Below are 11,737 nucleotides of genomic sequence, written 5' to 3'. Positions count from 1 at the left end.
ATGACGAACCCCAAACGGATTTCGGTCGGACCTGTCGGCGAACACATTGCGCTTGCCCGATGGGGCGAGGACGGCTCGGGCAAACCGCCCGCGCTGCTGTTGCACGGCACCGGCTTTGTCGCCGAGGTCTGGGATGAGGTCGCCCGTGAACTGGCATCGCGTTACACCGTCTATGCGCTCGACCGCCGCGGCCATGGCGACAGTCACAAGCCGGCGGCCGACCGCTATCACTTCCAGGATTTCGCCGAGGATTTGTGTCGGGTGATCGAGGCGCTCGACCTGTCGGATATATTTGGTATCGGCCACAGCGCAGGCGCCACCGATCTCCTGCTTGCGGCGAAACTTTTGCCCCAGCGATTTTCGCGCCTGTTCGTGATGGAGCCGACCGTCATGGATCCGCGTGCGATCCGCGTCGATGGCGCCGGGTTGAGCGACAGGTCGACGGCTGCCGTGCAGAGCGTGCTGCGCCGCCAGGCCGAGTTCGACAGCGCCGAGACAGCGTTCCAGCGCTATCGCGCCGCGCCTGCGTTTGCGACATGGTCCGAGTCCTCGCTCTGGGCCTACATCCGGCACGGCTTCGCCCCTCTGAGGGACGGCCGGGTACGACTGCTCTGCACACCTGAGATCGAGTCCGCCATTACTCTCCGGATTTGTGAAGCGATGGAGCAGGTCTACACCGGAGACGGCCGCGGCAATCCTTTCGCGTGGCTGACTGATATCGACTGCCCCGTCTGCGTTGCGACGACCGAACAATCATGGCCGATCTATAAAATGATGGCGTCACGGGCCGTGGCGCTGATTCCGCAAGTCAGCGAATGGCGTTTTGCCGGGGTCGGTCACTGCGTCGGCCAAGAGGACCCAAAACTCCTGCTTGGTGCCCTGCAAATATTCGAAGCGAAAGAGCGTTAGAGCGCGATGACTTTTCTTCGAATCGTCATCCCGCTCTATCGCTTTGATTTGAGCATGATCTTTTCGGAAAACCGGTACCCACTTTTCCGGATCATGCTCTAGATCCATCCGGGTTACAATTCTACTGCTTCTTGTCAGCGTTTTACTCGAGGCGCCCTCTCGCTGAAATTTTCGCATGCGCACGCGCTGAAAGCGCAAGATCATCGTTGGTGGCATGCAATTCCAGGAAAGGAACAGTTGTCCTGACGACAATCCGATCCCGCCACTGATCGATCAGTTCGGCGAGCTCCCTTGTTTCCAGCGGATCGAATTCACTGCGCATATGATAATACCCGACGAGGTAGAGTTTCGTCTGCGACACGCCGATGCTCTTTTGCACCAGCGCGAATGCATCCTCGCCCCCGATCTTCTGCGGATAGACTGGAAAATAAATACGGCCGGTATTCCTGGTGCCCAGAAACGGCCCTTTCAAGCAAACGGATATCGATCCGATTTGATCCAGCAGATCCTGGACCACCGCAGCATGGCGATCGAGATCGGACTCTGGAACGCCGCCTGCAAGCGTTGCATGCAACTGAGCGCTGCGGCGCTCGCAGATATCCCACGCAATCTTTGGCGCGAAGCCCGATGACTTCATGGCCAGCTCAAGCGCCTGAACTTCATCGGACTCCAGAACGGCGTCCGCGGCAATCGGCATCACTAGCGCATAGCGCGTCTTCTCGTAGGTACCGTTTCGATAATCGCGGCCGTCGACCTCGCTGATGACGGCAGGGTGCCCTGCATTCACGAGGGGAAGGTGCGCGAGCCGGTATCCCTCGTCGAAGACGATGCCTTCGCCGGGTTGAAATATCTTTCTCGCTGACTGATAGGCCATCATCGAGTCGTCGCAATACGTTATGGCTGGCATGCGTCCCTGCCCCGCGGTCTGCCGTCCATGCCGGCGGCGCTTTATGTCTCACGATTCAAGACTTGTCTTGCGACAAGTGAGACGCGCACCCGCGCGTTGCTCGTGGGCTGCGGGCGATTTGCGCCCGAAGGCCGCTCCTTTCCAGAAAAATCGAGGCCCGATCCCTGCTGGCACAGCGCTTGCTCCATCGCCGGAACCGCGCAAGCCAAGACACGTCCGAAAGCAAGTAGATAGCATCGAGGAGAACACCATGGAGATCGGATATTTCACGATGCCTTCACATCCGCCGGAGTGTGGATTGAAGGAAGGCCAGGACTGGGACCTCCAGGTTCTGCGCTGGCTCGACGAGCTCGGCTATCAGGAGGCATGGATCGGCGAGCATCACACCGCGCCCTGGGAGCCCCACCCCGCGCCGGACCTGCTGATCGCGCAGGCGCTGTTGCAGACCAAGAACATCCGCATCGGTCCCGGCGGATTCCTGCTGCCCTATCATCATCCCGCCGAACTCGCCAACCGCGTGGCGATGCTCGATCACCTTTCCGAAGGAAGGCTGAATTTCGGCGTCGCCGCCAGCGGCCTGCCGAGCGACTGGGCGATGTTCAATGTCGACGGCATGAGCGGCCAGAACCGCGACATGACGCGGGAGGCGCTGGAGATCATCCTGAAGCTCTGGAGCGATCCCGCGCCCTTTACCTACAAGGGCAAGTTCTGGACGGTGACAAAGCCGGACACGATGTTCGATTTCCTCAAACCTCACATCAAGCCGGTGCAGGCCCCGCATCCGCCGATCGGCGTCGCCGGGCTTTCCAAGAACTCCGATACGCTGAAGCTGGCCGGTGAGCGCGGCTTCATCCCGATGAGCCTCAACCTCAATCCGGCCTATGTCGGCAGCCATTGGGACTCGGTGGAAGCGGGTGCGGCGAAAGCCGGACGCAAGGCGAACCGGCAGGACTGGCGGCTGGTGCGCGAGGTGTTCATAGCCGATACCGACGAGGAAGCCTGGAAGCTCTCGGCCGGCGACATGATGGGCCGGATGATGGGCGAGTATTTCCTGCCGCTGCTCGGGCATTTCGGCTTCAAGGATTATTTGAAGCACGCACCCGACGTGCCTGACAGCGACGTGACGGTCGACTATTGCGCGCGCCGCAACTGGATCGTCGGCTCGCCTTCCACCGTCGCCGAAAAGATCGAGACCATCTATCAGGAAGTCGGCGGTTTCGGCGTGCTGCTGGTGTTCGGCTTCGACTACAAGCACAAGCCTGAGGCGTGGCACCATTCGCTCGAACTGTTGCGGCATGAGGTGATGCCGCGGCTGAAACATCTCGGCGCCGACCGCATCAAGGCGGCGTGACAAGGAAAGCAGCGGGTGCGGGACAATCGTTCCGCATCCGCAAACCCACGTTTGATCACAATCGTCAGCATCATCCCGGGAATCGAGGCATGAACATCGACGCGCCAAGTTTCAAGCAGGCCATGCGCGAATGTGCCGGCGCCGTTGCGCTGGTGACGGTGGGCACGGCGCCAGGGCAACGCACCGGCCTGACGGTGACGTCGGCCTGTTCGCTTTCCGACAAGCCGCCGTCGCTGATTGCCTGCGTCAATCGCAATGCGAGCGCGCACGCGCGCATCTGCGCGGAGCGCGCCTTCGCCGTCAACTTCCTGCATGAGGAGCACGCGATGCTGGCGCTGACCTTCAGCGGGCAGAAGGGCATCAACGGCGACGATCGTTTCGCCTTCGGGCGCTGGACCACCGGCGTCACCGGCACACCGATCCTGGAAGATGCCGTTGCCGCTTTCGACTGCGTGCTGACGCAGGAATTCGAAACACCAACCCATTCGATATTCGTCGGTGAAGTACGAAACGTGTCGTTGTCCGCGCAGAACACGCCCCTGCTCTATCTCCGCGGAAGTTTTCACGGCACGCGCGAGATAAGGGACGCGCGCTCGCTCGGCGATGTCGATGCGAGACGGCTGAGCTGGAGCGATTTTTCCTGACGCTCGCCCGGCATCTCTGAGATTGCCCCAGACCGGACATGCGGCTGTCACCCGTGGGCCCAACGCAGAGGCCGGTTCGTTCGATGTAGGGGAACCCGAGCCATTCATTTAAAACGGCCCCAACCGGGGGCCGCCAACCCGAACGATACGGGTTTTCTTCCAGCAGTCGGGGGGCTGCCTGTCGGCTGGAAGCGTTGGAATCAATCCTCAGAGATGCCGATTGTTCCTTCCGCCATCAAGCAGTTCCGGGCCATGGAAATTAAGTATTATTCGCGTTCTGTTCCGGCCATTTGCCATTTTCTCCCACTAAGATTGCGCTTCGACGGAGCAGTCAATGGGGCATTCCAATGCGCGACGGTACGGAGGCTGAAGCCAAATTAACGCTGGGCCAAATGATCGGTCAGACTGCAAGTTCGTTCCCACACCAGCCTGCGATCGTCTCCCCTTCGTTTGCGCCTCTGACGTACCGCGATCTTCAGCGCCAGTTGGACGACATCCGCCGGCAGTTGCGTTTGGCCGGGTTCGATTGCAACGCGCGGATCGGGGTACTCATGCCGAACGGCGCGGACGCGGTTCTCACCATCGTGGCAGTAGCCTGCTGCAGCATCGCGGTTCCTCTTGATCCTCGGCTGTCGCAAGTGGAGATCGATCAGCGTCTCGACACGCTGCGCCTGAAGGCTCTTCTCGTGCCGCAAGGCGGTGCCTCTGAAGCTCGCCAGGCCGCTGAGCGGAGAAAGCTTGCCATCATCGAAGCCGCTCCGGTCGGACACGGTCAGCTTGGACTCAACATCACAGTGCAGGTCTCCACCTCCCCTGCGATCGACGCAGAGCCTGATCCGGGTTCGCCCGCCTTCATCCTGCAGACGTCGGGCACGACCGCGCAGCCAAAGCTCATCCCGTTCAGCCATGGCAATATGCTGGCGGCGGCCGGACGGCTTCAGGCCTGGTTCGGCCTCACACACCGCGACCGTTGCCTGAGCGTGTCGTCCCCTTACTATTCCCATGGGCTCAAAGTAACGGTCTTCACACCGCTCCTGACGGGCGGCAGCATTGCCGTTCCGGCGAACAGTGCCGTCGTGGCGCTGGATGAATGGTTCGATGTCCTGCGGCCGACCTGGTACTCGGCGGGTCCCACGCTTCACGCTGCCGTGCTGGACAAGGCAAAAAGCCTTGAGAATGCGCCGGCGGCGCACACGCTGCGGCTCGTTGTATCGGGTGGCGCGCCGCTTCCGAAGGAGGTGCAGGACGGCCTGCAGCGCATCTTGGGCGTGCCGGTGCTGGAGCATTACGGCTCCAGCGAAGCCGCGCAAATCGCCACCAACCTGCCGCCGCCCGGGCCGAACAGGCCAGGGACTTGCGGGCAACCCTGGCCTGATACCGTGGCCATTGTTGGTGAGGATGGACATCCCTTGCCAGCTGGCGAGCGGGGTGAGATCTGGGTTCGTGGCCCCACCGTGACGCCTGGCTATCTCGATGCGCCGGAACTCAATCAAGCTGCTTTCAAAGAGGGCTGGTTTCGCACGGGCGATATCGGCAGCCTCGACGAAGGCGGCTTCCTGTCCCTGCACGGCCGACTGATCGAACTGATCAACCGCGGCGGTGAGAAGATCGCCCCCGCTGAGATCGAATCCGCGCTACTGCGCCATCCGGCCGTAGCCGAGGCCGCTGCTTTCGCAATTCCCCATCCACGCCTTGGCGATGACGTCGCAGCCGCCATCATTCCCCATCCTGGCGCGCAAACGACACCTGCGGAGCTTCGCCAGTTCCTGCAACGCGAGTTGGCCTCGTTCAAGATTCCGCGGCGCATTCTGATCCTCGACCAACTGCCAAAGGGGACGACGGGAAAGGTTCAGCGGCGACGGCTGCGCGAGTCGCTCGACGGGCTGTTGGGTCATCAAGGGGCGATGCCCCTGCCTGCTGTGAACAAAGGGCCATTGGATCTGGAAGCTGAATTGCTGATTCTATGGCGAAGGCTGCTCAAGTCCGAGGCTGTGACGGTCGACGATGATTTTTTTGCCAGCGGTGGTGACTCCCTTCTGGCGATGGAAATGCTCATCGAGGTCGAGCGGCTCATCGGCCACCCCGTACCGGAAACGATCCTGTTCGGGGCAGAAACAATCCGGCAATTTGCGCCAAAAATCGCCATGCAGACTGGCACGCCGGCGACGCCGTTCTTCCAGCTCCATACCCGTGGCGATCGGCCGCCCCTGTTCTTCTTCAACGGGGACCTCGTCAGCGGCCATTCGTGTATGCGGCGGATGGTGGAGCTTTTCGGGCCCGATTACCCGATCATCTCCATCGATCCCCATGGTCTCCGTGGGGAGCCGGTTCCGCCGTCGATCGAGGCGATGGCCGCCGACCGCCTGCCGCATATTCTGGAGAGGCAGACCAGCGGTCCTTTCCTCCTGGGCGGCAAATGCAACGGCGCCATGGTGGCGTTCGAAACAGCCCGCCTGCTGATGGCAGCCGGCCACAAGGTTGATATGGTTGCGATGGTCGATCCGCCGACCGTCGCTGCCCGTCCGGCGCCGCGGGCAATCATCGGTCTGATGAAGCCCATAGTTTCGCCTTACCTTCTGCGCTGGACATATGAACAAATGGCCCGGCTGGAGCGATACTCCAAGGCGTGGAGTCGCGAGCGGAATGCGATCGTCGAGGGCAAGTTTCTGCCCGCGTTGTGGAACCCTTATTCAATCGCAATGGCGCGATATCTTCCGGCGCCGCTCGAGGTCCCCGTGGCTTTTTACGCGGCCGAACACGACGGCCGGGCGTGGCGGCATCTCAGTTCTCAACTCGAAGTGGTCCAGGTGCCCGGGGGGCATGGTGGCTGCCTAACTATTGGCGCTGAACCGCTGGTTGATCATCTGCGGCAAAGAATTAACGTTCTGGCTGGCGGCGCGCCTCCGCCATTGAACCGCACACGTCGCGGACGCCTGGCTGGATTGGCATGTGACGATAGTCAGGGCGCGCTCGCGCGTGGCGAGCTCGCTACACTCAGTCCGCGAGAAGACGGTGATTTGAACAATGCACGAACCGACCTGATGCCGCGATGGGCCGCGAAGGCAACGGAGAAGATCTGGTCCTATATGCCGCTCCCATACCGTCGCAGCTCTGGATCACATCTGAAACGATCCCTTGATTAGCCGTTGAAGGTCGGGCGACTTTTGCAACAAAATCGGCACTTTTCGGGCCTCACGCGATGCCCGACTCAAGCCCGAAATCCACACCAAAGCGGACGTCCGCCAACGGCTTCGAATTCATGGGTTCATGCTCACAGCTAGCGTGAGCTTGTGTCGATCTTCAACAGCTTGATCTTGCGGTAGAGCGTGGCGCGGCTGACATGCAGCGCCCGCGCGGCATCAGCGACGCGCCCGCCGTGGCTGCGCAGCGCTTCGGTGATTTCTGCCCGTTCAGCCGCGGCGGAATCCGGCTCGGCGGCGCGGCCGCCGAATGGCGGCAGATCGAGATCGGCATCCGTGATGAGGCCGTCCTCGGCCGTGCAGCCGGCGAGCCGCAACGCGTGGCGGAGCTGCCGCATGTTTCCGGGGAACGGATAGGCCAGCAGCATCGACCAGGCCGCAGGCGCAAGCCGGCAATCGGGCGCCTCCTCAGCTGCAATCAGCGCGATCACATCGGCCCTGTCGGCGCGCTCGCGCAAGGCGGGCAGCCTGATTTCCAGGCCCCGCAGCCGGTAGTAAAGATCCGCGCGAAAGCTGCCGGCCTCCGCCATGCCGCCGAGATCGCGATGGGTTGCGCTGATGAGGCGGATGTCGACGGCCACCGGCTTCAAAGCTCCGAGCGGCCAGACCTCGCGATTTTCCAAGACGCGCAACAGGCGCGTTTGCAGCGCGATCGGCATGTCGCCGATCTCGTCGAGGAACAACGTTCCGCCGTCGGCCTGAACAATCAGGCCTTTCGAGCCGTCGCGCCGTGCGCCGGTGAAGGCTCCGGCCTCATAGCCGAACAATTCGGCGTCGATCAGGCTCTCCGGCATCGCCGCGCAATTGAGGGCTACGTAGTTTTGCCGCGCGCGACTGCTCGAAGCGTGAATGGCGCGCGCGAACACGTCCTTGCCGACACCGGTCTCGCCGCGCAGCAGGATCGGCAGGTTATGATCGCCGATGCTCTTCAGGCGGTTGACGCCCCTGATCAGCGCCGGATCGCTGCCGGCAAGCTGGTTCAGGCGGTCGAACCGGTCTGCCGGGACTTCGCGGCGTTTGACCGGTGGAAGCCGCGCCGGTCTCGCGCGCAGCGGCGGCGCAACGTGCCCCTGCCCCAACAGGCTGCCGTCGACACGATGAAGTTCGACACGGCCATCCGCCCTGCCTGCGGCTTGATTGTCGAACCTGACGACATCGGACAATGCGATGCCGGACTCGAGCAGGCCGTCGGTCAGTGCCAGCATCGATCGCGCAGACCGGCAGGCGCCGACCACCCGGCGATCGTCGTCATAGGCAATCAGGCCGGTGCCACCTTCACCCGGCACCGTCGCAATCCAGGCGTTGCGAAAACGGCGGCGGAAGATCGAGCGCTCGATCCGGCGCGTGGCTTCCATGGTGACCGACAGCGCGAGCTGGTGCGCGGCGCGGCTGAGGTCGTCGCGGCAGGACGTGATGTTAACCGCGCCGGCGAGACCGCCGCCATGGTCGAACAGCGGCGCCACCGCGCAACTGAAGATGCCCCACTGCTCGCGAAAATGTTCATCGCGATGCACCAGGATCGGCTTCTGCTCGGCGAGCGCGGTGCCGAGCCCGTTGGTTCCCTCGAACGATTCCGAGAAATTCGATCCCGTGTAGACCTTCCATTGCAGGAACATCCGGTCATCGGTCCCGCCCGGAAGGCGGCTGAGCAACATGGTCGCGTTGGGATCGGCCAGGTTGACGCAATATCCGGCATCTCGCAGGACACGCGCGAGATCCTCCAGTTCGGGGACCGCGACGCGGATCAACTCCTCCATCGGCTCGGCGACGTGCCTTACTTCCGCTTCGGTAAACGTCTGCGGCGGCCCGCGGCGGGCGGGATCGAGCTTGTGGTCGATCAGGCAGCGCCGCCATGAATTCGCGATCCGCGAACCGTTATCGATGTCGGTCACCTGATCGGCGACGGACAAAACGCGGGCGACATGGTTCGAAGCCGAAAGGCTGGCCATGCGGACGTCTCCACCCCTGTAGCGCTGCGCAAAGTCTGGCACCGCAGGCGTGGAAGTCAATCGTCAAGCGGGACGTGCGGACTTGACCGGCCCGCATGCGTGATGCGGTCACGATCCTGCCCGGTTCGCGACGGGCGCCCCGGCTTCTGTTCGGCGCGTCGCTCGCGTTACTGCGCCCTGCGATAATGCCTTGGCGCGACCGACCTCTGCCGCAGCCGCGGCGCGGGCACAGCTTCGTTGTAATAAGCGTTGGAATTGTAATAGGCATTCGATTGATCGAACGATCGATAGGCCGGCCGGCCGCCGAGCACATCGGCGTTGGGATGGTAGAAGGCGAAGGCGCCGGGCTCCTGGATCGCAGCTTGCGCGAACACGGGCGTTGCGATCGCGGTCATCAGAAACGCGGCGGCGAGTGTTGGGATCGACTTGGTCATCGGTGAGATCCTCTTTGTTATGAAGTCACCCCACCCAATTGGGTATCGCATCGCAAAAGCGGATAGCTGGACGAAAGTTCTCACCGCGATGTGAAAAGCCGTGCGCGAAAAACCCGATGGCGTGAACGCGCGGAAAATCTTCACCAGCAAATGCGCAGAATATTCGCCTACAAATGAAACGATGGGCGCAACACTTTCGCTATTGCGCGGCAGTGCTGTAGGCGGATTCGCGCAGCGTAATCCGCCTACAAGCATTGACTGGTGAGACTAGCGGCGGATTACGTTTCGCGAATCCGCCCTGCGAATCCGAGCAGCAGCTATGTCTGCGGCGGATAGCGCTCGAAGGTCGGCAGTTCGTGTGCGCTCTCCATCCAGTGCAACCGCTCGGCTGTCTGGATATGCACCATCGCGGGGACGGCATTGGGATCGTCATAGGTCGCGCTCTGAATATCGATGATGCCAGGCAAGAAGTTTGCGTTGGTATAGAAGAGACCCGTGCCGCAGTTGGCGCAGAACTGCCGCCGGCCATGCTCTCCGAAGACTCGTAGATCTTGGGCTGCCCCTTCGTCACCTTGACCGCATCCTCGGCGTACATCGTCCAGCCGACAACAGGCGCGCCGGCGTGGCGTCTGCAATCGGTGCAGTGGCACAACGCATGAACGATCAGTTCGCCCTCGACCTGGTAGCGGATGGCGCCGCAATGACAGCCGCCGGTGATGTCGCTCATGCTCGTTCTCCGAGGACGATAGCTGTGGAGTGTGTAGCCCGGATGGAGCGCAGCGCAATCCGGGATATTCATCAACTGGGGAGACGTCCCCGGATTACGCTTCGCTTCATCCGGGCTACGAGGATTTTACGCCGACTTCCGCACCGCGTTGTCGACCAGCGTCTTGCCGAGCGACCAGATCGCGCCGGGGACCTTGTGGCTGGCGGCGATGACATCGTCGAACGACTTTTCGATCCAGCTGCAATCTTCTTCCGTGATCACGAGCGGCGGCAATAGCTTGATGGTGTGGCTGCCGTGGCCGGAGACCTGCGTCAGGATCTTGTGATCCTTGAACAGCGGCACGGTGATGAGCTGGCAGAACAGGCCCTTGTTGGCGGTCTCCAGCAGATTCCACGAAGCCTTCAACTTCAGCGATTTCGGCGGGCCGAATTCGACGCCGATCATCAATCCCTTGCCGCGCACTTCCTTCAGCAATTCATAGCCCGGCACCATGCGGGTCAGCGCGAGGCGAAGCTCGGCGCCGCGCTTGGCGGCCTGCTCGACCAGCTTCTCCTGCTTGATCACGTCGAGGGTCGCGATGCCGGCGGCCATCGCCAGATCGTTCTTCGCAAAGGTCGAGCCGTGCACGACCGCGCGGTCCATCTGGTTGAAGATCTTGTCGAAGATACTCTTGCGCGTCAGCAGCGCGCCGACCGGCACGTGACCGCCCGAGAGCGCCTTCGCCAGGAGCACCATGTCGGGCTCGACATTCCAGTGCTCGACCGCGAGGAATTTTCCGGTGCGGCCGATGCCGGTCTGGATTTCATCGGCGATGAAGATGGTGCCGTATTTTTTGCAGAGCGCTGCGGCGCCCGGCAGAAATTCGTCCGTCGGCAGGTTGACGCCCTTGCCCTGGATCGGCTCGACGATGAAGGCGGCGACCTGGCGCGACGACAACGCCTGTTCGAGGGCGGCGAGATCGTTGAACGGCACTTGCGTGCATCCCGGCAGCAGCGGCTCGAATCCGCTGCGGAAGTTCGCATCGTCCATCAGCGACAACGCACCGTAGGACAGGCCGTGGAACGAATGCGAGCAGGAAACAATGCCCGGGCGGCCGGTCGCGCCGCGCGCGAACTTGATCGCGGCCTCGACGGTCTCGGCGCCGGAATTGGCAAAGAACACCTTGTCCAGATATGGCACATGTTCAAGCAGGCGTTCCGCCAGCACGCCCGCGAGCGTGGACACATCAAGTTGAACCAGATTGGGAAAATCGCTGTCGAGGACGCTTTTCAGCGCCTCACGCAACGCCGGATGATTGCGGCCGATCGCAAAAACGCCAAATCCGCTCAGTAGATCGAGATAGCGGGCCCCGTCACGATCGAACAGGTATTGACCTTGACCCTTCTGAAAGCCCACATCGTAGCCGATGGTCTTCAGCACACGGACGAGTTGCTCGTTCAGGTGGCGCGCATGCATGGAACTTCGCTGCGCCTGCCGCTCTACAAACAGCCCGGAAACGTCTAGATATGAATCTGGCATTGGCTACATACGTCGGTTGATGGCCGTTTCGTCAACTGAAAACGCTCAATGCGGCGTTTTGACCCCCGCATTGGATCATCATACTTAAACATAGGTCT

9 protein-coding genes and 1 pseudogene are annotated in these 11,737 nt (G+C 62.0%); 4 read left to right on the top strand and 6 right to left on the bottom strand.

What is annotated here, in order from left to right; translation table 11 throughout:
* Positions 1-909, top strand: coding sequence for an alpha/beta hydrolase (locus IVB05_RS15920; RefSeq protein WP_247785289.1), 909 nt, complete (start codon positions 1-3; stop codon positions 907-909).
* Positions 910-1,051: 142 nt separating this feature from the next.
* On the opposite strand, the gene IVB05_RS15915 is transcribed toward IVB05_RS15920, so the two are convergent.
* On the bottom strand, positions 1,052-1,786 hold the full coding sequence (locus tag IVB05_RS15915; RefSeq protein ID WP_247785288.1) for a hypothetical protein: 735 nt from the start codon (positions 1,784-1,786) through the stop codon (positions 1,052-1,054).
* A gap of 280 nt (positions 1,787-2,066) precedes the next feature.
* Here IVB05_RS15915 and IVB05_RS15910 point away from each other — a divergent pair, with 280 nt between their 5' ends.
* The 3 genes from IVB05_RS15910 (at position 2,067) to IVB05_RS15900 (ending at position 6,954) form a co-directional block, all read left to right on the top strand.
* Positions 2,067-3,167, top strand: a complete 1,101-nt coding sequence (locus tag IVB05_RS15910) for an LLM class flavin-dependent oxidoreductase (RefSeq protein WP_247785286.1) — start codon at positions 2,067-2,069, stop codon at positions 3,165-3,167.
* Between the two features lie 89 nt (positions 3,168-3,256).
* Entirely contained in the window at positions 3,257-3,811 is a 555-nt protein-coding gene (locus IVB05_RS15905) for a flavin reductase family protein (RefSeq protein WP_247785285.1), read from the top strand.
* A 347-nt stretch (positions 3,812-4,158) separates the two neighbouring features.
* Positions 4,159-6,954 carry an AMP-binding protein gene (locus IVB05_RS15900; protein ID WP_247785284.1) on the top strand — a complete coding sequence of 932 codons (2,796 nt, stop codon included), beginning with the start codon at positions 4,159-4,161 and terminating at the stop codon, positions 6,952-6,954.
* 134 nt (positions 6,955-7,088) lie between these two features.
* Here the strand turns inward: IVB05_RS15900 and IVB05_RS15895 are convergent, their stop codons facing one another.
* The 5 genes and pseudogenes from IVB05_RS15895 to hpnO form a co-directional block, all read right to left on the bottom strand.
* The gene (locus tag IVB05_RS15895; RefSeq protein ID WP_247785283.1) at positions 7,089-8,960 is read right to left on the bottom strand and encodes a sigma-54-dependent Fis family transcriptional regulator; all 1,872 of its coding nucleotides are present in this window, start codon (positions 8,958-8,960) and stop codon (positions 7,089-7,091) included.
* Between the two features lie 167 nt (positions 8,961-9,127).
* Positions 9,128-9,394: a hypothetical protein gene (locus IVB05_RS15890; protein WP_247785282.1), complete on the bottom strand. Its 267-nt coding sequence runs from the start codon at positions 9,392-9,394 to the stop codon at positions 9,128-9,130.
* Positions 9,395-9,711: 317 nt separating this feature from the next.
* Positions 9,712-9,861 (bottom strand): hypothetical protein, encoded by a 150-nt coding sequence (locus tag IVB05_RS15885; protein WP_247787447.1) that lies wholly within the window; start codon positions 9,859-9,861, stop codon positions 9,712-9,714.
* A 123-nt stretch (positions 9,862-9,984) separates the two neighbouring features.
* Positions 9,985-10,121 (bottom strand): annotated as a pseudogene (locus tag IVB05_RS15880) (GFA family protein); the annotation flags it as partial.
* 126 nt (positions 10,122-10,247) lie between these two features.
* Positions 10,248-11,639, bottom strand: coding sequence for an aminobacteriohopanetriol synthase HpnO (hpnO, locus tag IVB05_RS15875; protein WP_247785281.1), 1,392 nt, complete (start codon positions 11,637-11,639; stop codon positions 10,248-10,250).
* Positions 11,640-11,737 lie beyond the last annotated feature (98 nt).

The organism is Bradyrhizobium sp. 170 (assembly GCF_023101085.1).
Taxonomy (GTDB): Bacteria; Pseudomonadota; Alphaproteobacteria; order Rhizobiales; family Xanthobacteraceae; genus Bradyrhizobium.
This window is presented reverse-complemented; position numbering and strand designations above follow the sequence as displayed.